Raw genomic sequence first — 23,834 nt, 5'->3', positions numbered from 1 at the left:
GCCTTGCGTGGGCGACAGGGGAGTGGGTGCATGCGCGATCACGAGGATGAAGCGGGCTGGCGCGGTCATGGCGTGACACGGCTGGAGGCGTTCGTCGACGCCGCGTTCGCGTTCGCGGTCACCCTGCTCGTGATCTCGGTCGAACGCATTCCCGACAGCATGGCGGGGCTGCTGCAGGCGCTGAAGAATGTGCCCGCGTTCGCGGCCAGTTTCGCGATGGTGGCGATGTTCTGGTACGCCCACGTGCGCTGGAGCCGCCGCTATCGGCTGGGCACCGTGCCGGCCACGCTGCTAAGCCTGCTGCTGGTGTTCCTGGTGCTGGTCTACGTGTATCCGCTGCGGCTGCTGCTCGGCACTTTTTTCGGCTGGATCACCGGCGGCTGGTTGCCGATGCCGCTGTCCGATGCGAACGGTCCGCGCCCGCTGGCCTTCATGTTCGTCTTCTACGGGCTGGCGTTCGCCTCCATGTCGGCCTGCATCGGCGGCCTGTACGTGCTGGCGTGGTGTGCGCGCCGACGGTTGGCACTGGATGGCGAAGGGGCATCCAATGCAGCGGGCGAAGTCGCTTCGCATGCCTACTTCGTGCTCGTCAGCCTGATATCCGTGGCGATCGCCTTACTGCTGACCGACCAGTCGCGGTCGTGGCAGGTCGCGTTGCCAGGGTGCGTGTACTTCCTGCTGTCGTTCGCCGGGCTGGTGCACGTGCGCGGACAACGCTGGGGCGCGGCGCGCTGGCCGGAGCAGGCAGATGGATAGGGCGATGGACCGCTTGTTCATCACCGGCACCGATACCGGCGTCGGCAAGACTGTGGCCAGCGCGGCCCTGCTGCATGCATTCCGTGCGCGAGGGATGCGCGCGGTCGGCATGAAGCCGGTCGCCAGCGGCTGCACGGCGACGCCGCGGGGCTGGCGCAACGACGATGCGCTCGCGCTGCAGGCGGCGAGCGATCCGGTACCGCCCTACGATGACCTCAATCCGTATGCGCTGCCCGCGCCGCTGGCGCCGGAGATCGCCGCACGCGACGCCGGCGTGGACGTGCAGCTGGGCGTGCTGGTGTCCGCCTTCGAACGCCTGCACCCGCTGGCCGACCTTGTGCTGGTGGAGGGTGTCGGTGGCTGGGCGGCGCCGCTGACCGCTACGCTCGACCAGCGGCACCTGGTGCAGGAGTTGCGCCTGCCCGTGGTGCTCGTCGTGGGCATGCGGCTGGGCTGCATCAATCACGCGCGATTGAGTGCGCGGGCGATCCAGGACGACGGCGCCCAACTGGTGGGCTGGATCGCCAACGAGGTCGATCCGGACATGGAGCGCAGGGACGAAAACTTCGCCCTGCTCTCGGCGCGCCTGCCGGTGCCGTGCTGGGGACGCCTGCCGTATGCGCCCGAGGCCGATGCGCGCGCCATGGCCACGCACTTCACGGTGCCCTAGCGCAAACGCACGCAATAAAAAACCCGGCAGCGTGGGGGCTGCCGGGTCGGTCTGCGCGGAGGGAGGGGGAGCCGCGCAATAAACGGTGGAGCAGAGCGGGTCTTACTTGCCCTTGGCGGCCTTGGTCGCCTTGGCCACGGAGGCCTGGACGTTGTCGGTCGCGGTCTCGAACTGGGTCTTCACCAGCTGGCCGAAGGCTTCACCGGTCTTGAGGCTCAGGCCGAACACTTCCTGGCTGGCGGCGACGACGCGCTCGGCGTTGTCCTTGGCGACCTGCAGGCCCTTCGGCCACAGGTTCTTGTAACCGTCCAGGTCGCGCGTCTCGGCGAGTTCGCCGAAGAAGGACGTGGTGGCGTCGACGTTCTTTTCGAAGGTCTTCAGCTGCACACCGAACACGGTCTCGGCGCTTTCCAGGGCCAGGCGGTTGGCGCGCGAAGCGGCGGCGGCGAACTGGTGCGTGAACTGGCTGAAGCTTTCGTTGAATTGCGTGGTCATGGCGGACTCCTGAAAGGGATTTCCCATCTGTTGCGGCGCAGCATAAGCCTATCCATGTTGCAGTGCAATAACGGCCGTATGGAAATCCGACGAACGGTCAGGAACCATTAAAAATCAAACGCTTGTAGGGACTGGTATGAAACCGGTTCCATGCCCTCAGGGGCCGGTATAGCGGCTCCCGGAGGTGCAGGTTTCGTGCACCACTACCGCGCTGAGCAGCGGCAGGACCGGCTTGGCCTGATCCCAGATCCACGCAGCCAGCCGCTCGCTGGTGGGGTTCTCCAGACCGGGAATGTCGTTGAGGTAGTGATGGTCGAGCCGGTCGTAGATCGGCTTGAAGGCCGCCTTCACGTCGGCAAAGTCCATGACCCAGCCCGCATGCGGATCCATCGGGCCGGACAGGTGCAGCTCGATGCGGAACGAGTGCCCGTGCAGACGCGCGCACTTGTGGCCCTCCGGCACGTGCGGCAGGCGGTGCGCGGCTTCGACGGTGAAAACCTTGAAGATGTCCATGCGACGGTTCCAGGAGCGTGGAAGCGCGCGGCACCGGGGGCGGTGCCGCGCGAGGGGTGCAGCTTAGCGGGCCGGACGCGACTGGCCCTGGCGCGCGCCGCCGGAACGGCCCCCGTCACGGCGCTGGCCGCCGTGCTTCTTCGGGCCGGCATGCGCGTGGCGCGGCGCATCGCCGTGCGGACGACGAGCGTGCTTCTGCGGACCGTTGCGGCGCGGGGTGCGCTCGCCGGCCGGCTGCTCGGCCTTGCCGGGAGCGCTGTTGCCCCAGCGGATCGGCGTCTGCAGCTCGAAGCCGGGCACGTCGCGGATGTCCATGTCGCGGTTGAGCAGGCGCACGATCGCGCGCAGGTACTTGGCTTCGTCCTGCGCGACCAGCGAGATCGCCTGGCCGGTCGAGCCGTTGCGGCCAGTGCGGCCGATGCGGTGCACGTAGTCCTCGGCCACCATCGGCAGATCGAAGTTGATCACCTGCGGCAGCTGGTCGATATCGATGCCGCGCGCGGCGATGTCGGTGGCGACCAGCACGTTGATGCGGCCGGCCTTGAAGTCGCTGAGCGCGCGCTGGCGCGCACCCTGCGACTTGTTGCCGTGGATCGCCGCGGTCTTGATGCCGCTCTTCTCCAGGAACGTCGCCAGCTTGTCGCTGCCGTGCTTGGTACGGGCGAACACCAGCGTCTGCAGGCGGCTGTCCTGCGCCAGCAGGTGCAGCAGCAGGTCGCGCTTGCGGCTGCCATCGACCGGGTGCACGCGATGGGTGATGGTCTCGGCGACGGTGTTGCGCGGGGTCACCTGGATCTGCTTCGGATCGTGCATGAACTCCAGCGCCAGCTCGCGGATCGGGTCGGCGAAGGTGGCGGAGAACAGCATGGTCTGGCGGTTCTGGCGCGGCAGCTTGGCCAGGATGCGCTTGATCGACGGCAGGAAGCCCATGTCGAGCATGCGGTCGGCCTCGTCCAGCACCAGGATCTCGATGCCCGACAGGTCCACGCTGCGGCGCTCGAGGTGGTCGATCAGGCGGCCCGGGCAGGCGATCACCAGGTCCACGCCACGGCGCAGCGCGTCCAGTTGGTTGCCCATGCCGACGCCGCCGTAGATGGTGGTGCTGGGAATGCGCAGGTACTTGCCGTAGCCACGCAGGCTGTCGTGCACCTGCACGGCCAGTTCGCGGGTCGGCGTCAGCACCAGGGCGCGCGGCTTGCGCGGGCCGCCGCGCTGCACTTCCTGCGGGGTCGTGGCCAGGTACTGGATCAGTGGCAGGCCGAATGCGGCGGTCTTGCCGGTACCGGTCTGCGCGCCCGCCAGCAGGTCGTGGCCGGCTAGGGCCAGCGGGATGGCCTGTTCCTGGATGGGGGTGGGCTGGGTGTAGCCCTGTTCGTCGAGCGCGCGCAGCAGGGCGGGCGCCAGGCCCAAGGTTTCAAACGTCATGGTGGAAGCTCCAAAGCCGGTCGGCCGGACACGCACGCAACGCCGGCACAGCGATGTGCGGCAACGTAGGACGCGCGGAATGCGGCAAGACCGTGACTCGAAGCGTTCCCTGAAACCGCGCTGCGAGAAGGGGTGCGGAGGCGCCAAAACGGCGCTACCGAGCTTGCGCAACGAAAGAAGTCGGAGCGGGGCGGGCGCGGGAACTCGCGTGGAATTCCCTGCGCCGGCGGACCATCGGGGAAACGAACGGCCGCAGGCAAGCGGCGCGCACTGTACCCGAATCCGGGGCTGAATGGGGGAATCGGGGCTGAAAACCCCGTCTGCGACCGATTGTCGCAGTGCGGAAATCAACGGTGTGCGGGCGTATCATGGGTTACGAAGACCCACGTAGCCGACCGCCATGAGCCTTCGCATCCTCCGCCAGAACGACACTCCGGTGACCCCCGCGCCCAGCGACGGCGCCGTCTGCCAGGCCAACTCGCGTGGCTGCGGGGGCTGCCTGGTGCGCCACCTGGCCATCTGCGCTGCCCTGCCCGTCTCCAAGGCCCATGCCATGGAGTCGCTGGCCGACGATGCGCGGCTGAAGGCGGGCGAGGCCCTGGTCCGCGAGGGCGAGCCGCGGCGGGGCGTGTTCACCGTGACCAAGGGCGCGCTGCGCCGGATCCGGCTGCTGCCGGACGGTCGCCGGCTGGTGGCCGGGTTCCTGATGCCGGGCGATTTCATCGGTTTCTCCGGCACCTCCCACTACAAGCACACGATCGAGGCCATCACCGACAGCACGCTGTGCGAGTTCTCGATGGCCGACATGCGCAGCCTCTGCCACGACCATCCGGAGCTGGAGCGCGAACTGCTCGAACGCGCCTGCGTCGAGCTCGATGCCACCCGCGGCAACCTGATGGCGCTGGCGCGGCTGAATCCGATGGAGCGGCTGGCCGGCTTCCTGGTCGACATGGCGCAGCGCCGCCGCCGCCAGGGTCAGGACGACAGCGAAGTGATCCTGCCGATGACGCGCACCGACATCGCCGACTACCTGGGCCTGACCGTCGAGACCGTGAGCCGCAGCTTCACCCGCCTGCGGCAGGAAGGCAGCATCGCCACCGACGATCCGCACCACGTGCGGCTGCTCAATCGCACGCGGCTGGACGCGCTGGCCGAAGCGCGCGCCTGAGGCAAGGGAAGTCTCCTGTGGGAGCGACGTCAGTCGCGATGAGGCGTTACCGGTAGGCTATCGCGACTGACGTCGCTCCCACACCAATCTCAAAGGGTCATTCCCTCACCAGCTTCCCGGCCCGCAGCCGGTAGCGCGCATCCACCACGCCTTCCGGCAATGCCGCGTGGCTGATGATCAGCATGCTGCGCCCTTCGCCGGCCTCCACGAGGTCGCGCATCAGCGCATCTGCGGTGTCCTGGTCGAGGCCTTCGGTCGGCTCGTCGAGCAGCAGCAGCGGCGCATCGCGCAGCAGGGCACGCGCCAGCGCAAGGCGGCGCGCCTGCCCGGCCGACAGCGTCGCGCCGTTCTCGCCCACCCACGTGTCGAGGCCGGTCTCGCGGAAACGGGTATCGAGCTTCACCTGCGCCAGCACGCGCCACAGGCGCGCGTCGTCGGCGGTGGGATCGCCGAGCTGCAGGTTCCCGCGCACGCTGCCGGAGAACACCGGCGCGTCCTGCGGCAGCCACGCGATGCGCGCATGCCAGTGCGCCTGATCCAGCGACCGCAGGTCATCGCCCGCGAACAGCACCTGGCCTGCCTGCGGCGTCCGCAATCCGAGCACCAGCGCCAGCAGCGACGACTTGCCTTCGCCGCTGTCGCCCGCCACCAGCACGCGCTCGCCGGGCGCAAGATGGAGGCTGGCACCATCGAGCACGCGCCGTGTCGTGCCCGGCCACGCGAACACGATCTCCTGCAGGTCAAGTGCGCCGCCTGCGGCCGGTGATCGCGTACCGCGGCCTTCGCCGTCCGTCGCAGGGCGATCTACCGCGTCCTGCAGACGCTGCGCGGCGACGGTCGCCGCCCGCCAAGCCTGCCAGGCCGGCGCGATGGCCGCACAGGCATCCAGCACGGCCACGGTCAGGAAGAACAGTCCGCCCGCGGCGGCGGCGCCGAGGCGTTCCGCGTGCACGGCCGACAGCAGTACCCACAGCATCGCGGGCAGCGTGAACGCCGAGACCAGTGCGTGGGCGAGCGTCGCGAGCGCCAGACGCTGCTTGCGGCGCTCCTCCCACCGCGCCAGGTCGCGACTGCGCGTGTCCAGCGCGTCGAGCCATGCCGAGGTCGCATCCATCGCCACGATGTCCAGATGGCCCTCGATGCCCTCCTGCACGGCGGCGCGCAGGCGGGTGCGGCTGGCGGCCCGCTCGTCTTCCAGGGCGGCGACGCTCCGCGTCGCCAGCCGTGGCGCCAGCGCCGCGATCAGCGCCAGCGCGACCAACAGCACGATGCCGGCCAGCGGCAGGACGACCAGCGCCACCAGACTGGCGAGCAGGCACAGCGACAGCAGCGCGAGCAGGGGACCGACCGCACGCACCAGCAGGCCGTCCACCGCGTCGATGTCCGCCATCAGCCGCGCCATCAGTTCGCCGACGCGGAAGCGGCCCAATCCCAATGGCGCGAGCGGCAATGCGCGGGCGAAGAACCATGCGCGCAGATCGCGCGCGATGCGCAACGTCACGTCGTGGCCGATCAGCTTCTCGCCGTAGCGCGACAGGATGCGGACGAAGGTCAGCGCACGGATGCCCGCGGATGGACCGAAGAAGTTGAAGCCGAGCGCTCCGCTGCCGGCCAGTGCGGCGGCGGTGAGGAAATGGCCGGACAGTCCCAGCAGGGCGGTGCCTGCCAGCAGTGTCAGCAACAGCAGTCCGACCGCCAGCGCGCCGAAGCGTCGATGCGTTGCCAGCACGTGGCGCAGCGCGGTCGTGTCAGCGTCGCGGCGCCCCTTCACGGCGCTCCTCCGTTGCCGTGCAGGCGGCCGTCGCGTACCTGCCAGACCTGGTCCATTGCCGCCTGCGCCGCCGGGCTGTGGGTCGCAATCAGCACGCTGCGGTCACGCGCGAACTGCCGGATCGCCTGCAGGACCGCGGCCTCGGTGGCGGGATCGAGGAAGGCGGTGGGCTCGTCGAGGAGCAGCAGGTCGGGGTCGCGCAGGAACACGCGTGCCAGCGCCACGCGCCGTGCCTCGCCGCCTGACAGGCCGAAGCCGCGCTCGCCGATCACCGTATCCAACCCGTCCGGCAACCGTGCCGCAAAGCGCATCACCTGCGCTGCGTCGGCTGCCCGTTCGAGTTCCGCCTCGGAAGCATCGGGCTTGGCCATGCGCAGGTTGTCGCGCAGCGTGCCGGCGAACAGGAAGGGACGCTGCGGCGCGTAGCCGATACGCAGGCCGGACGCGCGCTGCACAGTGCCCGCGTGCGTGGGCAGCCAGCCGGCCAGCGCCTCCAGCAGCGTGCTCTTGCCGTCGCCGCTGGCGCCGGTCAGCGCGACGTGCTGGCCGCGTTGCAACTCCAGCGTGACGTCGTGCAGTACTTCGCGCGTGGCGGCGGGATGGCGCAGCGCGATGCCGCGCGCGCTGATGAACGATGCCGAGGGGGCCGGCTTCCCGACGCCGTCGTCCGTGGCGACGGGAGCATCGTGCTCCAGCACCGCCGCAATCTCGTCCATCGCGGCCAGCGCCGAAGCGCGGTCATGGTAGTGGGTGGCGAGACGCCGCAGCGGCGCGTAGAACTCCGGTGCCAGCAGCAGGCAGAACACGCCCACGCCCAGCGTCAGCGGCGCGGCGCGCAGGTCGAGCATGCCCAGATAGGTCAGGCCGAGATACAGCGCGATCATCGCCACGCTGAGCGAGGCGAAGAACTCCAGCACCGCCGACGACAGGAAGGCGATGCGCAGCACACGCAGGCTGCGCACGCGCAGTTCCTCTGCGGCGGCGCGGATGCCCTGCAGTTCGGTGTCACCGCGGCCGTACAGCCGGATCAGCCCCAGCCCGCGCAGACGATCGGCGAAGTGCCCTCCCATCCGTGTCAGCGCCTGCAGCTGGCGCTGGCTGGCCGCCTGCGCGCCCAGGCCCACCAGCATCATGAAGACGGGCACCAGCGGCATCGTCAGCAGCAGCACCAGCCCGACGGTGCGGTCGACGGAAAAAACGGCGAGCAGGATCGCCAGCGGCACGCCCACCACTTCCGCCCGCAATGGCACGAAGCCGCCGAAGTAGCCTTCGAGCGCATCCACGTGCGCACCCATCCGTTCTGCCAGCGCGCCACTCTGCTGCGACCGTACCCAGACCGGTCCACGCGCGACCAGTCCGCGCGCGATGCGGGCACGCAGGTCGACGCGGATCGACTCGACTGCACGGTCTGCGAGCCGACGGCTCGCCCATCCTGACCCCGCACGCAGCAGCAGCGTCGCCAGCAGGGCCGCGAGCAGCGGCAGCAGCGTCGCGGGCGGCGCGTGGTCGACGAAAACGCGTTGCAGGCACACCGCGATCAGTGCGGCCTGCGGCAGCACCAGCACACCGCCCGCCACACCCAGCGCCGCGGCGGCGCGCAATGGCGTGCGCGCGACATCGCCGATGGCCTGCAGGCGCGCTTTCGCCGTCGCGCCCTCCGACGCTTCCTTCGTGCCTGCACTCATGTCGGCAGCGGCTGGCAGCCGAGCGCGGCGAGTACGCCGTGCAGCGAGGGATGCCGCATCAGCCACGGCGAGGCAATCGTCAGCACACCCGCGAAGAGCACGAAGCCGGCCGCCGTGCGCCGCACCGCCGTGCGCTGCCAATGGCGGCCGAGGCGTGCGCCGGACCAGGTCAGCGTCACCATCATCGGCAGCGTGCCCAGGCCGAACATCGCCATCGTCAATGCGGCATCGCGCGCATTGGCCTGCAGCCACGCCACCGTCAGCAGGCTGAGGCTCAACCCGCAGGGCAGCCAGCCCCACAGCGCGCCCGCCGCCAGTCTGCGCGGCAGCGTGTCGGCCGGCAGCACGCGCGCATGCAGTGGGTGCAGCGCCTGCCACACCTTCGCGCCGGGACGGGCAAGGAAGTCGAGCCGGCCACGCTGGTCGAGCAGGCGCAGCGCCAGCACGACCAGCGCCAGCCCCACGCCGACGCGCATGGCGAGCACCGCGGTCTCGTGCCGCGCCAGCGCCAGCAGGCCGCCGCCGAACGCACCGACCAGCGCACCTGCCAGCGTGTAGCCGGCGACGCGACCGAGATTGAGCTGCAGCGCGCTGCCCCAGCCCTGCCGGGACGACACCGCGGAGAAGCCGGTGGCGATGCCGCCGCACATCACCGCGCAGTGCGTACTGCCCACCAGGCCGGCCAGCAGCGCGGCGAGTAGGACCGGAACGTCAGGCGCCATCGTCGCCTTCGCGGACGGGCGGTGCGGCCGGCGCACGCGGCTTCGCGGGCGCGTCGTCGAGGATATCCAGCGCGGGCGTGTCGAGATCGTCGAACTGGCCCTTGCGCACCGCCCATGCGAACGCCGCGATGGCCAGTCCCAGCAGGACCAGGCTGATCGGCAACAGCATCAGCAGGATATTCATGCCGCCATCTCCGTGGAGGTGCGCGCCAGGCGCAGCGCATTGAGGGTGACCACCAGCGAGGATACCGCCATGCCCAGTGCCGCGATCCACGGCGTCACCATGCCGGCGGCCGCCAGCGGCACGGCGAGCAGGTTGTAGCCGGCGGACCAGGCCAGGTTCTGCTTCACCAGCCGGCGCGACAGCCGCGCCACGCGCACGGCGTCGGCGATGCGCAGCAGCGACGGGCCGGTGGCCACGAGGTCCGCCGCCTGCTGCGCCAGCGGTGCGCCTTCGCCCATCGCGACCGATACGTCGGCACCGGCCAGCACCGGTGCGTCGTTCAGGCCGTCGCCGACCATCGCGACGATGCGGCCTTCGGACTGCAGTTGCCGTACACGCGCCAGCTTGTCTTCCGGCGACTGGCGGGCGAGCGTCGAATCGATGCCGAGCGCCTGCGCCAGCCGCAGCACCGCCGCGTCGCCGTCGCCGCTGGCGAGATGGATGCGCATGCCTTCGGCGCGCAGCGCCGCAATGGCCGCCGCAGCATCGTCGCGCGGCTTCTCGTCCAGGGTGAAGCGGGCCACGCCGCGTCCGCCATCACCCAGCCACAGCGCACCGTCGTCGTCGCGTCCCGCGGCCCAGTCGGCACGTCCGAAGCGCCAGTGGCGACCGTCGACATCGCCTTCCACGCCCAGGCCCGCCCGGGCGACGACGGACGTGGCGGCATCGCGCGCCTCGACATCGGCGAAGGCGGTGGCGATCGGATGGCCGCTGTCCTGCTCCAGCGCAGCGACCACCCGCGTGGCCGCATCGGCATCCAGTTCGGCGAAGACGTCCACGGCGACGCGTGCGGGCCGGCCGTCGCTGAGCGTGCCGGTCTTGTCGAACACCACGTCGGTCGCACGCGCCAGCGTGTCCAGCGCCTCGGGCCGCGTGGCGAGCACGCCGCAGCGGGCCAGGGCGCCGTGCGCAGCGGCCAGCACCGCGGGTACCGACAGCGACAGCGCGCACGGGCAGCTGATCACCAGCAGCGCCAGGGTCACCTCGAATGCGCGTTCCGGCTGGTAGAACCGCCAGCCGATGTACACGGCGATCGCGAGCACCAGCAGACTGACGACGAAATGACGCCCCACGCGATCCGCCGCGCGTGCCAGCGGCGGGCGGTGGCCCTGCGCGCGATCGACCAGCTCCGCCAGCTGCGACAGGCGCGTCGAGGTACCGGTGGCGGTGACGCGCAGGCGCGCCGGACGCTCGCGGCAGGTGGTGCCGGCGTAGACGGTCTCGCCGGCGCGACGGCGTACCGGGCGCGACTCGCCGGTCAGCAACGCTTCTTCGAAATCCGCCGCCGCGTCCAGCAGCACGCCGTCGGCCGGAACGCCGTCGCCGGCGGCCACGCACACGACATCCGACGTGCGCAGGGCCGAGGGCGGCACCGACTCGCGCGTGCCGTCGTCGCGCTCCCGGATCGCGAACACCGGCTGCGCGCGCGCCAGCGCGTCCACCTGCGCGGTGGCCACGTTGCGCGCCCGCTGTTCCAGCATGCGCGCAGCCAGCAGCAGGAAGACGAACATCACCGCCGCGTCGTACCAGACGTGCGTGCCGCCGCGGATCGTCTCGACCAGGCTGGCGAAGTACGCCAGCAGGGTGGAGCTGGCGATCAGCGTGTCCATGCCCACGTGGCGCGCGCGCAGTTCGCGCGCCATGCCGGCCAGGAACGGCCAGCCGCTGTAGAACACCACCGGCGTGCTGACCAGAAAGGTCAGCCAGCGGAACAGGTCGCGCGTCGGCAGCGGCATGGTGGCGTTGACGTCGAGATACAGCGCCTCGGCCAGCATCATCGCCTGCAGCGAACCGAGGCCGGCCACGCCCAGCCGCAGCAGCCACCGACGACGTTCGGACAGGCGCGCCTGTTCGCGCGCATCGCCGGTGGCGAGATACGGCCGGTAGCCGAGCATCGCCAGGCGCTGCAGCAGCGCGGAGAGTTTCGTGCGCGCCGGATCCCAAGCGATGCGGATGCGTCCGGTGACCGCGTTGGCGGTCGTGTCGAGCACGCCGGCTTCGCGTGCCAGCGCACGGTCGATCAGCCAGGCGCAGGCGGCGCAGCGCATGCCGTCGGTGAGCAGCACGATCTCGCGCCCCCCCTCGATCGCGCGGCTGTGCTCGTCGAGCAGTTCGGTACGGTCCCAGCTGTCCAGGTCCAGCCGGTCGGCCTGCACGCGGTTGGCGTTCGCGCTGCGCAGGCGGTAGTAGCTGCCCAGGTCGGCGTCCTGGATCCACGCCGCGGCGGCGGCGCAGCCTTCGCAGCAGAAGACATGGCTGCCCGCCGTGACCAGATGCCCGCTGGCGACCGGTTCGCCGCAGTGATGGCAGGGCACCACGGGCGCGTCCATCGCGGGACTCAGCCGCCCCCGAGGGACGGCGCCAGGCGCGAGGCCTGCGTGTCCTTCTGCAGGCGGCCGCGGATGCGCCACTGGGCGTTGTCGGGCGTCAGCTGCAGGTTCCAGTCGTGGCGCGTGTCGATCTCGGCCGGCGCGGTCCAGCCGGTGGTGGTGCGCGCCAGCGGCAGGCGCACGTCCTGCGCGGCCTCGGTGGGGTGCGTCATCACGAGGACGAGCGCGGTCTCGCGGTCGAACTCGCCGGTCACCGCGGTCAGTTCCACGTGATCGGGACGCACCTGCAGGATCGCGCTGAGTTGGCGCTGTGCGGCGCGTTCGTCGGGCCCCAGGTCGGTGGTCTGGATCTGCGACACGCGCTGCACGTCGTCGATGACCGGGTCCGCGCCGCCGGCGCGCACGGCGGTCACTACCAGCCAGATGCCGGCGACGACCGAGGCCAGCGGAAGGCCCCACACCAGCCACACCATCGGCTCTTTCCAGAACGGTCGGCCGTTGCCGGCGGAGGAATCGGTTTTCGTGGTCATTGGATCGGTCCGAAGTAGCTGCTGTCCACGGTCTTCTCGGTGCCGGTGTCGACATCGCGGACGGTGAACGTTACGGCATGGCGGCCGCGGAGGGTGGCGGGAGCGGTGGCGGTGACGGCCAGCGACAGGACTTCCTCGGGTTCCGCGCGAACGCTCAGCTCGCCGTCGCGCAGGCGGATGCCGGGCGACGGCGATGCCAGGGTGACGAGATAGCCATGCGACTGCTGGTCCTTGTTGACCAGCTTGAGCGTGTAGCTGTTCTCCACCTGGTCGCCGGCGACCTCGCGATACAGCGCATTGCGGTCGCGCAGGACTTCGGCGATCAGCACGTCGCGGTTGAACACGCCCCAGCCCCACGCGGCGACCAGCGCAAGCAGGATCGTGCCGTAGACGAAGATGCGCGGGCGCAGCACCTTCGACGGCTTGCCGTCGATGGCATTCTGGGTGGTGTAGCGGATCAGGCCGTGCGGATACCCCATCTTGTCCATCACGTCGTCGCAGGCGTCGATGCACGCACCGCAGGCGATGCACTCGTACTGCAGGCCGTTGCGGATGTCGATGCCGGTGGGGCAGACCTGCACGCAGATCGTGCAGTCGATGCAGTCGCCCAGCTGGTCGGGCGCGAACTTCGGCAACGGTTCGACCACCGCGCCGGCACCGGCGAAGGTGATGGTGCCGTGCGCCCCGAGCCGCTGATCGGCAAGAGTGGGATGCGCGGCGGCGCGCATCACGTAGTCGTAGGCCGTGGTGTTCTGCAGCAGGCCGCGCGCGCGTTCCAGCACGCTGCCGAGGCCGCGCTTGCGCGGGCCGCGCGGTTCGCCGCGCATCGGGTCGTAGGCGATGATCAGCGTATTGCGGTCGAACATCGCCGCCTGGAAGCGCGCGTAGGGGCACATGTACTTGCAGACCTGCTCGCGCAGGAAACCGGCGAAGCCCCACGTGGCCAGCGCGTAGAAGAACACCCAGAAGGTCTCCCAGCCGCCCCACGCGAACGGCCACAAACGGGCGCCGAGATCGAGGATGGGGGTGAAGAAGCCGACGAAGGTGAAGCCGGTCCACAGCGCGAACACGGCCCACAGCACGTGCTTGCCGCCCTTGCGCAGCAGTTTGTTCGCGCTCCACGGCGCGGCATCCAGCTTCATGCGTGCGCTGCGGTCGCCTTCGGTCCAGCGCTCCATCCACAGGAACACTTCCGTCCACACCGTCTGCGGGCAGGCGTAGCCGCACCACAGCCGTCCGGCCAGTGCGGTGAAGAAGAACAGCGCCATCGCCGCGATGATCAGCAGCACCGCCAGCAGCAGGAAATCCTGCGGCCAGAACACCAGTCCGAACACGTAGAACTTGCGCGCCGGCAGGTCGAACAGCACGGCCTGGCGGTCGTCCCATTTCAACCACGGAAACACGTAGTACATGCCCAGCAGCCACCACACGGCGGCGACACGCAGGCGGTTGAGCGGGCCTGCCACGTCGCGCGGATACACCTTGCGTTCGCTGACGTAGAACGAGTTGCCCTGCGCATCGACCACATCCAGCGGGATGCGGCGCTTGCTGTCGGGAGCAGGGGAGGGCGAGGCTGGCGTGGACATGGCGGTGTCTGTCTTGGCTGGCGTCATGCTCGCGCCGGTGGCGCGCAGCGGGGAGCGACGGTTTGTCGCAGGTCGCGCCACCGGCGCGCAGCGGCGGCCGTGATGGCGCGCGGACGTGCGCTCAGTCCGGCGGCAGCGCGCGGTTGAAGCGGCTGGCGGGGCGCAGCAGGATCCAGGTGAACAGGCTGCTGGCGGCGGTCGCCAGCCAGAACATGAAGAAACCCAGCGTGTAGCCGAGTTCGCGGCTGATCGCCAGGTCGGGGAAGGTCATGTCGCGCAGCGTCAGCGGGTCGACGAAGGCGAAGAACACCATCGTCGCCACGCCGGCGGCGAAGAAGCTGGGCCAGAGCACCGCCCCGACGCGCTGCGCGAGCGGCCGGGGCGGGTGGTCGAGGCGGGGCTCGGTGAAATCGGTCATTTCGCGCCGGCTGCCGCCTGACCCTCCTTGTGCGACAGCGACCAGACATAGGAGGCCACGAGGCGCGCACGCGTCTCGCCCAGCAGTTCGCGGTGGGCGGGCATCACACCATGACGGCCCTTGGTGATCGTCGTGCGCATGCTTTCCTTGCTGTTGCCGTACAGCCAGTAATCGTCGGTCAGGTCGGGCGCGCCGAGTTCCTGGTTGCCCTTGCCGTCCACACCGTGACAGGCGACGCAGAGGCCATCGTACAGCGGCTTGCCCTGGGCGGCCATGAAGTTGTTGCTCATGCCTTCCTGCGGATTGTTGAGCACGTTGACGTAGGCGATGACGTAGTCGACAGCGTTCTGGCCGCCCATGCTGGTCAGCGCGGTGCCCCATTCCGGCATCACGCCCTCGCGGCCGTCCAGCACCGTCTGCAGCACCAGGTCCGGCGTGCCGCCCCAATGCCAGATGCTGTCGGTCAGGTTGGGATACCCGATCGCGCCCTGACCGGTGGAGCCATGGCAGGTGGCGCAGGTGTTGTTGAAGATCGAACGGCCCAGGGCCAGCGCCTTGGGATCCTTGGCGAGCGCATCGATCGGCTGGTTGGCGAACGGCGCGAAGGTGGCTTCCAGCTTCTTGTCCTGCACGGCCTTCACCTGGTCGTGCTCGCCGGAGGACGACCACTTGGCGTAGCCCGGGATGACGCCCAGGCCGCCGTACCACGCGATGTAGCCGATGCTGAAGACGATGGTGATGTAGAAGAGGTTGATCCACCACTTCGGCAGCGGCTTGTTGTACTCGGTGAGGTCGCCGTCCCACACGTGCGAGGTGTCTTCCGGCGCCGGATCGCCCGGACGGCGGCGGCCGGTCCACCACAGCAGCCACACGCAACCCAGGATGTTCAGTACGACCAGCGCGACGATGAACCAGATCCAGCCTGCGCTCATGGGTTGTTCTCCCCTTCCTCACCCAGCGGCATGCGCGCCGCATTCTCGAAATCCGCCTTGCGGCGCGGGCTCCACGCCCACGCCCAGCCGACGATGAAGAGCACGATCAGTGCCCCGGTCACGATCCCCGATACCATGGCTCAGCCTCCCCTCGGCGCGGCCTTGCCCAGCCCTTGCAGGTAGGCGACCACGGCGTCCAGTTCTGTCTTGCCTTCCACGTCGGTGGCGGCGTTGTTGATTTCTTCGTCGGTGTACGGATCGCCGATGCGCTGCAGCGTCTTCATGCGCTGGGCGATGTCCGCGCCGTCGACCTTGGCGTTCTCCAGCCAGGGGAACGACGGCATGTTCGACTCCGGCACCACGTCGCGCGGATTGATCAGGTGCACGCGGTGCCAGTCGTCGGAGTAGCGTCCGCCCACGCGGGCCAGGTCCGGTCCGGTGCGCTTGCTGCCCCACTGGAACGGGCGGTCGTAGACCGATTCGCCGGCCAGCGAGTAGTGGCCGTAGCGTTCGGTCTCGAACCGCAGCGTGCGGATCATCTGCGAATGGCAGTTGTAGCAGCCCTCGCGGATGTAGATGTCGCGGCCGGCCAGCTCCAGCGCCGGATAGGGCTTCACGCCCTCCAGCGGCTCGATCGCCTCGGCCTGGAACATCAGCGGGACGATCTCGGCCAGGCCGCCGAACGACACCGCCACCGCGATCAGCACGGCCATCAGGCCGACATTCTTTTCGACTTTCTCGTGTGAATTTCCGTTGCTCATGTCGGTTCCTCAGGCGCGCGCTTGGCTGGCATCGGGCGGCAGGATCGGCTGCGGCGCGGTGGACTTGGCGGCCTGGAAGGTCTTCCAGGTGTTCCAGGCCATCAGCAACATGCCGGCGAAGACCAGCAGGCCGCCGCCCAGGCGGACCAGGTAGTAGGGGTAGGTGGCGTTCAGCGCTTCGACGAAGCTGTAGGTCAGCGTGCCGTCGGCGTTGGTGGCGCGCCACATCAGGCCCTGCATCACACCGGCGATCCACATCGAGGCGATGTAGAACACCACGCCCAGGGTGTGCAGCCAGAAGTGCGTGTCGATGGCCTTGATCGAGAACATCTGCTCGCGGCCCAGCAGCTTGGGCAGCATCGCGTAGACCGAGCCGATGGTGATCATCGCGACCCAGCCCAGCGCACCGGCGTGCACGTGGCCGATGGTCCAGTCGGTGTAGTGGCTCAGCGAGTTGACCGTCTTGATCGACATCATGGGACCTTCGAAGGTCGACATCATGTAGAACGACAGCGAGACGATCAGGAACTTCAGGATCGGGTCGGTGCGCAGCTTGTGCCACACGCCCGAGAGGGTCAGCACGCCGTTGATGGCGCCGCCCCAGCTGGGCGCCAGCAGGATCAGCGAGAACACCATGCCCAGGCTCTGCGCCCAGTCCGGCAGCGCGGTGTAGTGCAGGTGGTGCGGGCCGGCCCACATGTAGATGGCGATCAGCGCCCAGAAGTGCACGATCGACAGGCGGTACGAGTAGACCGGGCGGCCGGCCTGCTTCGGCACGAAGTAGTACATCATGCCGAGGAAGCCGGCGGTCAGGAAGAAACCGACTGCGTTGTGGCCGTACCACCACTGCACCATGGCGTCGACCGCGCCGCTGTACACCGGGTACGAATGCAGCAGGCTGCTCGGCAGCGCCAGGCTGTTGACGATGTGCAGCAGCGCCACGGCGATGATGTAGGCGCCGAAGAACCAGTTGGCCACGTAGATGTGCTTGACCGCGCGCTTGGCGATGGTGCCGAAGAACAGCACGGCGTAGGACACCCAGACCACCGCGATCAGCACGTCGATCGGCCAGATCAGCTCGGCGTACTCCTTGCCCTGGGTCAGGCCCAGCGGCAGCGAGACGGCGGCGGCCACGATGACCAGCTGCCAGCCCCAGAACACGAAGGCCGCCAGCTTGTCGGAGAGCAGCCGGACGTGGCTGGTCCGCTGCACCACGTGCAGGCTGGTGGCGAACAGCGCGCAGCCGCCGAACGCGAAGATCACCGCGTTGGTGTGCAGCGGCCGCAGCCGGCCGTAGCTCAGCCACGGCAGATCGAAGTTCAGCGCCGGCCAGTACAGCTGGGCGGCGATCAGCACCCCCACCAGCATCCCCACGATGCCCCAGACCACGGTCATCACCGTGAACTGGCGCACCACCTTGTCGTTGTAAGTCCCCTGGACGCCTTGCATGCGGCCTCTCCTATTCTGGTACGGTGGATTCTCGGGCCTGTTCAGGCAGGCCGCATTGATCAGGATCAACCCCTCCCCGCAGCCGGGGGCCACGGGGCGCGCAGGATGCCCCAGGGTGGCGGGAAGGGGGGGTGCGACAGATGGTCGCCCCTTCCCGTGACATGACGGGGGCTAGAATCCCCCGCAGACAACCGGGAGCCGCACTGCCATGCCGGACATGACCGTCGTCGAACTGTCCCGTCTGCAATTCGCGCTGACGGCGATGTACCACTTCCTGTTCGTGCCCCTGACCCTGGGGCTGTCCTTCATGATCGCCATCATGGAGAGCGTCTATGTCATGACGGGGCGCGACATCTGGCGGCGCATGACGATGTTCTGGGGCACGCTGTTCGGCATCAACTTCGCCATGGGCGTGGCCACCGGCATCGTGATGGAGTTCCAGTTCGGCATGAACTGGTCGTACTACAGCCACTACGTCGGCGACATCTTCGGCGCGCCGCTGGCCATCGAGGGCCTGATGGCGTTCTTCCTCGAGGCCACCTTCATCGGCCTGTTCTTCTTCGGCTGGGACAAGCTGAGCAAGGTGCAGCACCTGATGGTGACCTGGCTGGTCGCGCTGGGCACCAATTTCTCGGCGCTGTGGATCCTGATCGCCAACGGCTGGATGCAGTATCCGGTCGGGGCCGAGTTCAATCCCACCACGATGCGCATGGAAGTCACCGACTTCGCCGCCGTGCTGTTCAACCCGGTCGCGCAGGCCAAGTTCGTGCACACGGTCAGCGCGGGCTACCTGCTCGGCGCGGTCTTCGTGATGTCGATCAGCGCGTTCTACCTGCTGCGCGGGCGGCATGCCGACCTGGCCAAGCGTTCGATGGCGGTGGCGGCCAGCTTCGGCCTGGCGGCGGCGCTGTCGGTGGTGGTGCTGGGCGACGAGAGCGGTTACGTGGCCGGCGAGAACCAGAAGATGAAGCTGGCCGCGATCGAGGCGATGTGGGAAACCGAGCCGGCACCGGCGGGCTTCACCGTCTTCGCGATTCCCGACCAGGAGGGTCGCGCGAACGATTACGCGGTGCACGTTCCGTGGGTCATGGGACTCATCGGCACGCGCTCGTTCAACACCGAGATCCCGGGCATCGGCGAACTGGTCGAACGCGCGGAGGTGCGCGTCCGCAACGGGCAGCTGGCCTACGCGGCGCTGCAGCAGCTGCGCGCCGACCGCACGGACGCGCAGGCCAAGGCGGCCTTCGACGAGCACTGGCGCGACATGGGCTATGCGCTGCTGCTGAAGCGTTATCGCGAGGATATCCTCAACGCCTCCGAGCAGGAGATCGCACGCGCCGCCGCCGACACCATTCCGCACGTGGCGCCGCTGTTCTGGAGCTTCCGCCTGATGGCGGGCATCGGCTTCTATTTCATCGCCTTCTTCGCGCTGGCGTTCTGGCTGGCGACGGTGCAGAAGCTGGACCGATACCGCTGGTTCCTCAAGCTCGCGCTCTACAGCCTGCCGCTCCCGTGGCTGGCGATCGAGGCGGGCTGGCTGATCGCCGAGTACGGGCGGCAGCCCTGGGCCATCGACGGCGTGCTGCCGACGTTCATGGCCGCATCGGGGTTGCAGCTGCACCAGGTCGTCATTTCGCTGACGGGTTTCGTGCTCGTGTACACGACGCTGGCCGTCATCGATGTGTACCTGCTGCGCAAGACGATCCTGAAGGGACCGGACGACGTGCCCGGTGGCGAACACCGGGCAGACCGCGATGGCGTGCCGCTGGCACCCGCTTCCGCGACCGAAGCCTGACAGGAGGACGACATGGACACGATTCCCCTCGACTACGCGACCCTGCGCCTGATCTGGTGGCTGCTGCTGGGCATCCTGCTGATCGGCTTCGCGGTGATGGACGGCTTCGACCTCGGCATCGGCACGCTGCTGCCGGCGGTGGCGCGCACCGACGCCGAGCGCCGGCTGGTGCTCAACGTCGTCGGGCCGGTCTGGGAAGGCAACCAGGTCTGGCTGATCCTCGGCGGAGGCGCGATCTTCGCGGCCTTCCCGGCGCTGTACGCGGTCAGCTTCTCGGGCTTCTACCTGGCGATGTTCCTGATCCTGTTCGCGCTGATCCTGCGGCCGGTCGGTTTCAAGTTCCGCAGCAAGGTGGAAGATCCGCGCTGGCGTGCCGCGTGGGACTGGGCGCTGTTCGTCGGCGGCTTCGTGCCCGCGCTGGTGTTCGGCGTGGCGATGGGCAACGTGCTGCTGGGCGTGCCGTTCCATTTCGATGACACCCTGCGCATCCATTACGCCGGCGGATTCTTCGCGCTGCTGTCGCCCTTCGCGGTGCTGTGCGGCCTGGTCAGCGTGGCGATGCTGGTGGCCCACGGCGCCAGCATGCTGGTGATCAAGACCGACGGGCCCGTTGCATTGCGGGCGCGGCGTTTCGGCAGCGTGGCGGCGCTGGCGACCGCCGTGCTGTTCGTGCTGGCCGGCGTCTGGCTGGCCCTCGGCGTGGACGGCTATGCCGTGGTGGGGGCATCCGTGACCGACGCCGCCTCCAATCCGCTGTTCAAGCAGGTGGCCAGCACGCGTGGCGGCTGGATGGCCAACTACCAGGCCATGCCGTGGACGTGGATCTTCCCGGTGCTCGGCGTGGCCGGTGCGCTGGCAGCCGCCTGGCTGCTGCGCGGCGGCCGCGGCATGGCGGCGTTCCTGGCGTCGGCGCTGGCCATCGCGTCGATCATCCTGACCGAGGGGCTGGCGGTGTTCCCGTTCCTGCTGCCGTCCTCGACGCATCCTGCGTCGAGCCTGACGCTGTGGGATGCCTCGTCCAGCCACATGACGCTGTTCGTGATGCTGGTGGCCACCTGCATCTTCCTGCCGCTGATCCTGCTTTACACCTCGTGGGTGTACCGCGTGCTGCGCGGCAAGGTCAGTCCGGAAAGCATGGAACAGAACCACAACGCGTATTGAGGAGCACGACCATGTGGTACTTCAGCTGGATCCTGGGCGCCGGACTGGCGGCGAGCTTCGCCATCCTCAACGGCATGTGGTACGAGATGCGCGAGAACGACCGCGACCGTGATGATCGCGGCACCTAGCGCTGCGCATCAGCCGAGCGCGCGATAGCGGAAGTCGCTGAACGCCACCGAGCCCGTGCCTGCGCTGTAGAGCGCGACGCGCAGGCTGAGGAAGCCGCCGAACACGTTGTGGTGCAGGCCCGACACTTCCATCCGCGTATCCAGTCGCGTCCAGGTGCGGCCGTCGTCGTGCGAGTGATGCCAGGTCACCACGTGGTGGTCGTAGGTCAGGCGCAGGCGGACCCGTCGCGTCGGCAGCGCCTGCCGTGCCCAGGTCTGCTCCTCCGCGTACTGGAACACGCGCAACCCGTCCGCGGTGAAGCCGAGGCCGACGAAGGCCTTCGGGTTGTAGAACAGCAGCAGGCCACCTTCGCCGCCATCGACCAGCGTCAGCGTGACTTCGGCCTGATAAGCACGGTCGCCGACGATACAAGCCAGCACGCTGCCATCGGCGGGCGAAGTGCCGGCACCGGCCACATGCAAGGCCTTGTCGCCGTAGCGGACGCGCTGCATCTCGTCCCGTCGTGGCGCGTGGAAAGCCCATTGCGCGCCGAACCGGTCGATGGAGAAATCATCCGACAGTGCAGTGCCGGTGATGCTTGCTTTGCCACCGCGTGGAACAGGCAACGGGCGCGACAGATCGCCGCCGCGCGCGCGGAACCAGCGGTCGTCTGTCCATTCGATCGGCTCAAGCAAGGTTTGCCGGCCGAGTGTGCGATAGCCGTTCTCGTAGCCGTGGTAGACCATCCACCACCCGCCAGCAGGGCCTTCGACCAGCGTCGCGTGCCCGCGCGACCACCACGGTTCCGAGGCGTCGTGCGTGCGCACGAGCGGGTTGTGCGGACAGTGTTCCCACGGTCCATGGATCGAGCGCGAACGTGCCGCAATCACCATGTGGCCGGTGACCGGACCGGCAGTGCCGCCGACCGCGGTGACCAAATAGAACCAGTCGCCTCGCCGCGTCAGCTTGGGGCCTTCCGGCGCGAAGTTCTCGGTGATCCAGTCGTCGGGATAGCGCCACGGGCTGTACGCATGCTCGAGCGTGCCGTCGGTCGCCAAGCCGTCGTCGCGCAGCCGCACCTTGCGGATGCCGTTGACGAACAGGTAGCGCTTGCCGTCTTCGCCGACCGCATGGCCGGGATCGATGCAGCCGTCGATGCGCAGGTCGACCGGTGCGCTCCAGGGTCCGCGGATGTCGTCGGCCCAGATCGCGTGGATCTTCCATGCGCCGCCCGGTGCGAGCGTCGGCAGGTAGATGAAGTAGCGATCGCCGTGCTTGCACAGGTCGACGGCCCACACCGTGCCGACATTCGTATGCAGCGCCGGCCCGATCGGCGTCCAGTTGACCAGGTCGGTCGAATGCCAGATCACCAGGCCGGGATAGGCGTCGAACGACGAGAACGTCATGTAGTAGTCGTCGCCATCCTTGAGGATTGTGGGATCGGGGCGATCGCCGGCGACGATGGGATTGAGGTAGGTGCCGTCGCCGAGATCGGCCTTGCGCTGGCCTTCGATACCGGTTGCATGCGGCGACGGTGCGGGCGCGCAGGCGGTGGTCGCCGACGCGCGCGATGACAGCGGCCAGGTGGCGAGACCGGCGAGGCCGGCCTTGAACAGGGCGCGACGCGAGGTGCCTGGCATGTCGACTCCGGGGCCGCGGTCAGCGACGCAGTGCGTAAGGGCCGAAGGTATTGCCGATGAAGCCGCCCGCCGTTTCCACGCTCAGCAGGCTGGCATCCAGGCCGGAGGCGACGGTCTTCCAGTCGCCGGTCGCGAGCGCGTATTCCGCGTCAAGGCGCGGGCCGTCGAGCCGGAAGCGCAACGAGACGGGGCCATGTCCGGCATTCAGCGGAAGGCGTGCGAGCCGATCGCCTTCCTTCGCGCCATCGCGTCCGCTGCGCCGGTACAGCGACACCGCCAGGCCTTGCGCATCGCGTTCGACGCCGAGCACGTAGTGGCCGTACTCGTTCTGCAGCAGGGCGAGGCCGGCGAGTTCGCCGACCGCAGGATCGAACGCCGCGAGCGTGGTTTCCAGCGTCGCCTTGTGGTGCTGCAGGCGATGCGCGACGTAGGCCGGCTGGCCCGGCGCGGTGCCGAAGGCGCCGAGCGGCATCGTGCCGGGCGTCAGCGTCAGTCCCCGTGCGCCGGTGGAGTACCACGTCGTCTTTGGTGGATGCAGCGTCATCCACGACAACGGCAGTGATGCGGCATCGAAGCGTTCGGTCCAGGCGATCGGTCCGCTGGTCGGCAGCGGTTGCGGATTGCGCGGCAGGTCCGGTCGCTGCACGACCATCGGCACGCGCTCGCCGCGCGGCAGGATCACCGGCCAGCCATCCTTCCATGCGACCGGCAGCAGGAACGTCTCGCGCCCCAGGTTGTACTGGTTGCCGCGATACGGCCGCGTGGCGAGGAACGCCGCCCACCACGTGCCGTCCTTGAGCTTCACGAACTGCGCGTGGCCGGTGGAGGTCACCGGGTCGGCGCGCGTCGGGTCCAGGTCGCGCTGCGTCAGCGACGGATTGGACGGCGAGGGCTGGTAGGGGCCGGTCAGCGCGCGGCTGCGCCACACCATCTGCGCATGCTGTTCGCCGGTGCCGCCCTCGGCTGCGGTCAGGTAGTACCAGCCTTCGTGCTTGAAGACATGCGGGCCTTCGACATGCTCGGGGTTCGTCGCCGGGTCGGCGCCGCCGTCCACCAGCAGGATGCGCTGGCCGATCCGTTCCCGCTTGGCGAAATCGAAACGCTGCAGCCAGATCGCGCGATGGCCGTCGTAGCGCAGCGTACCGTCGGGCACGTCGTTGTGCACCACCCACGCGCTGCCGTCGTCGTCGAAGAACAGCGACGGATCGATGCCGCTGACGCCGAGCCAGACCGGGTCCGACCACGGCCCGGCCGGATCCTTCGCGGTGACGACGAAGTTGCCGCGGTCGCAATAGAAGCACGTGTTGGCGATGTAGAACGTGCCGTCGTGGTGCGCCAGCGTGGCGGCGAACAGGCCGCGGGTCAGTTCTTCCTTGTCGCCATAGTCGATCTGTCCAGGGCGATGGATCGCGTTGCCGACCTGCGTCCACGAGACGAGATCGGTGCTGTGGAAGACCGGCAGGCCGGGGAAATAGCCGAAGGTCGAGGTAACGAGATAGAAGTCGTCGCCGACGCGGATCGCCGAGGGATCCGGATAGAAGCCTGCCACCACCGGATTGCGGTACTGCGTCGCGCCGACCGGCGGACCGCCGTCGTCGCCGGCATAGCGCACCTCGCGGAATACGGCGTCGCCCGCCCGGGCCGAGGTCATCGACAGCGCCATCACCAGCGCCATGGCACATCGCTTCAGCATCCT

At 69.0% G+C, this 23,834-nt stretch carries 23 protein-coding genes; 6 read left to right on the top strand and 17 right to left on the bottom strand.

The window, feature by feature from the left end; genetic code table 11:
- The first annotated feature begins 30 nt into the window (after positions 1-30).
- Positions 31-756 (top strand): TMEM175 family protein, encoded by a 726-nt coding sequence (locus tag IB230_RS15645; RefSeq protein WP_192273707.1) that lies wholly within the window; start codon positions 31-33, stop codon positions 754-756.
- 4 nt (positions 757-760) lie between these two features.
- Complete coding sequence (gene bioD / locus IB230_RS15640) at positions 761-1,426, top strand: dethiobiotin synthase (protein ID WP_225589537.1); 666 nt, start codon at positions 761-763, stop codon at positions 1,424-1,426.
- 102 nt (positions 1,427-1,528) lie between these two features.
- Here bioD and IB230_RS15635 read toward each other — a convergent pair whose 3' ends face one another.
- From IB230_RS15635 to IB230_RS15625, 3 genes are all read right to left on the bottom strand, one after another.
- Positions 1,529-1,921, bottom strand: a complete 393-nt coding sequence (locus IB230_RS15635) for a phasin family protein (RefSeq protein WP_192273705.1) — start codon at positions 1,919-1,921, stop codon at positions 1,529-1,531.
- Between the two features lie 156 nt (positions 1,922-2,077).
- The gene (queD, locus tag IB230_RS15630; protein ID WP_192273704.1) at positions 2,078-2,434 is read right to left on the bottom strand and encodes a 6-carboxytetrahydropterin synthase QueD; all 357 of its coding nucleotides are present in this window, start codon (positions 2,432-2,434) and stop codon (positions 2,078-2,080) included.
- A gap of 63 nt (positions 2,435-2,497) precedes the next feature.
- Positions 2,498-3,859 carry a DEAD/DEAH box helicase gene (locus IB230_RS15625; protein WP_192273703.1) on the bottom strand — a complete coding sequence of 454 codons (1,362 nt, stop codon included), beginning with the start codon at positions 3,857-3,859 and terminating at the stop codon, positions 2,498-2,500.
- Between the two features lie 400 nt (positions 3,860-4,259).
- Here IB230_RS15625 and IB230_RS15620 point away from each other — a divergent pair, with 400 nt between their 5' ends.
- Positions 4,260-5,027, top strand: a complete 768-nt coding sequence (locus IB230_RS15620; protein WP_192273702.1) for a Crp/Fnr family transcriptional regulator — start codon at positions 4,260-4,262, stop codon at positions 5,025-5,027.
- A 97-nt stretch (positions 5,028-5,124) separates the two neighbouring features.
- Here the strand turns inward: IB230_RS15620 and cydC are convergent, their stop codons facing one another.
- From cydC to ccoN, 12 genes are all read right to left on the bottom strand, one after another.
- The gene (gene cydC, locus IB230_RS15615) at positions 5,125-6,798 is read right to left on the bottom strand and encodes a thiol reductant ABC exporter subunit CydC (RefSeq protein WP_343227335.1); all 1,674 of its coding nucleotides are present in this window, start codon (positions 6,796-6,798) and stop codon (positions 5,125-5,127) included.
- A complete protein-coding gene (gene cydD / locus IB230_RS15610; protein ID WP_192273701.1) occupies positions 6,795-8,483 on the bottom strand; it encodes a thiol reductant ABC exporter subunit CydD in 1,689 nt (562 codons plus the stop codon). The genes cydC and cydD overlap by 4 nt, the downstream gene beginning before the upstream one ends.
- Positions 8,480-9,205, bottom strand: a complete 726-nt coding sequence (locus tag IB230_RS15605; RefSeq protein ID WP_192273700.1) for a sulfite exporter TauE/SafE family protein — start codon at positions 9,203-9,205, stop codon at positions 8,480-8,482. Before IB230_RS15605 ends, cydD begins: the two co-directional genes overlap by 4 nt.
- Entirely contained in the window at positions 9,195-9,389 is a 195-nt protein-coding gene (gene ccoS / locus IB230_RS15600; protein WP_062351317.1) for a cbb3-type cytochrome oxidase assembly protein CcoS, read from the bottom strand. The genes IB230_RS15605 and ccoS overlap by 11 nt, the downstream gene beginning before the upstream one ends.
- Positions 9,386-11,758 carry a heavy metal translocating P-type ATPase gene (locus IB230_RS15595; RefSeq protein WP_192273699.1) on the bottom strand — a complete coding sequence of 791 codons (2,373 nt, stop codon included), beginning with the start codon at positions 11,756-11,758 and terminating at the stop codon, positions 9,386-9,388. The genes ccoS and IB230_RS15595 overlap by 4 nt, the downstream gene beginning before the upstream one ends.
- Before the next feature lie 8 nt (positions 11,759-11,766).
- On the bottom strand, positions 11,767-12,288 hold the full coding sequence (locus IB230_RS15590) for a FixH family protein (protein WP_192273698.1): 522 nt from the start codon (positions 12,286-12,288) through the stop codon (positions 11,767-11,769).
- Positions 12,285-13,874 carry a 4Fe-4S dicluster domain-containing protein gene (locus IB230_RS15585; protein WP_192273697.1) on the bottom strand — a complete coding sequence of 530 codons (1,590 nt, stop codon included), beginning with the start codon at positions 13,872-13,874 and terminating at the stop codon, positions 12,285-12,287. Before IB230_RS15585 ends, IB230_RS15590 begins: the two co-directional genes overlap by 4 nt.
- Positions 13,875-13,995: 121 nt before the next feature.
- Positions 13,996-14,292 carry a hypothetical protein gene (locus IB230_RS15580; RefSeq protein WP_056880835.1) on the bottom strand — a complete coding sequence of 99 codons (297 nt, stop codon included), beginning with the start codon at positions 14,290-14,292 and terminating at the stop codon, positions 13,996-13,998.
- Positions 14,289-15,224: a cytochrome-c oxidase, cbb3-type subunit III gene (ccoP, locus tag IB230_RS15575; protein ID WP_192273696.1), complete on the bottom strand. Its 936-nt coding sequence runs from the start codon at positions 15,222-15,224 to the stop codon at positions 14,289-14,291. The genes IB230_RS15580 and ccoP overlap by 4 nt, the downstream gene beginning before the upstream one ends.
- Positions 15,221-15,361, bottom strand: coding sequence for a cbb3-type cytochrome c oxidase subunit 3 (locus IB230_RS15570; RefSeq protein WP_083537657.1), 141 nt, complete (start codon positions 15,359-15,361; stop codon positions 15,221-15,223). The genes ccoP and IB230_RS15570 overlap by 4 nt, the downstream gene beginning before the upstream one ends.
- A gap of 3 nt (positions 15,362-15,364) precedes the next feature.
- Positions 15,365-15,985: a cytochrome-c oxidase, cbb3-type subunit II gene (gene ccoO / locus IB230_RS15565; RefSeq protein ID WP_192273695.1), complete on the bottom strand. Its 621-nt coding sequence runs from the start codon at positions 15,983-15,985 to the stop codon at positions 15,365-15,367.
- Between the two features lie 9 nt (positions 15,986-15,994).
- The gene (ccoN, locus tag IB230_RS15560) at positions 15,995-17,434 is read right to left on the bottom strand and encodes a cytochrome-c oxidase, cbb3-type subunit I (RefSeq protein ID WP_192273694.1); all 1,440 of its coding nucleotides are present in this window, start codon (positions 17,432-17,434) and stop codon (positions 15,995-15,997) included.
- A 208-nt stretch (positions 17,435-17,642) separates the two neighbouring features.
- On the opposite strand from ccoN, the gene IB230_RS15555 reads away from it, so the two are divergent.
- The 3 genes from IB230_RS15555 to cydX are packed head-to-tail and all read left to right on the top strand — an operon-like array spanning position 17,643 to position 20,518.
- Positions 17,643-19,229, top strand: a complete 1,587-nt coding sequence (locus IB230_RS15555) for a cytochrome ubiquinol oxidase subunit I (protein ID WP_192273693.1) — start codon at positions 17,643-17,645, stop codon at positions 19,227-19,229.
- A 12-nt stretch (positions 19,230-19,241) separates the two neighbouring features.
- Complete coding sequence (gene cydB, locus IB230_RS15550; RefSeq protein ID WP_192273692.1) at positions 19,242-20,390, top strand: cytochrome d ubiquinol oxidase subunit II; 1,149 nt, start codon at positions 19,242-19,244, stop codon at positions 20,388-20,390.
- An 11-nt stretch (positions 20,391-20,401) separates the two neighbouring features.
- Positions 20,402-20,518 (top strand): cytochrome bd-I oxidase subunit CydX, encoded by a 117-nt coding sequence (gene cydX / locus IB230_RS15545; protein WP_192273691.1) that lies wholly within the window; start codon positions 20,402-20,404, stop codon positions 20,516-20,518.
- Between the two features lie 9 nt (positions 20,519-20,527).
- On the opposite strand, the gene IB230_RS15540 is transcribed toward cydX, so the two are convergent.
- Both IB230_RS15540 and IB230_RS15535 read right to left on the bottom strand, forming a co-directional pair.
- Positions 20,528-22,138 carry a family 43 glycosylhydrolase gene (locus IB230_RS15540; RefSeq protein ID WP_192273690.1) on the bottom strand — a complete coding sequence of 537 codons (1,611 nt, stop codon included), beginning with the start codon at positions 22,136-22,138 and terminating at the stop codon, positions 20,528-20,530.
- 19 nt (positions 22,139-22,157) lie between these two features.
- Positions 22,158-23,831: a glycoside hydrolase family 43 protein gene (locus tag IB230_RS15535; RefSeq protein WP_225589536.1), complete on the bottom strand. Its 1,674-nt coding sequence runs from the start codon at positions 23,829-23,831 to the stop codon at positions 22,158-22,160.
- Between the last annotated feature and the right edge of the window lie 3 nt (positions 23,832-23,834).

The organism is Pseudoxanthomonas sp. PXM01 (genome assembly GCF_014851815.1).
GTDB lineage: Bacteria > Pseudomonadota > Gammaproteobacteria > Xanthomonadales > Xanthomonadaceae > Pseudoxanthomonas_A.
The sequence above is the reverse complement of the archived record's forward strand: the minus strand, read 5'-3'. Positions and strand labels throughout refer to the sequence as shown.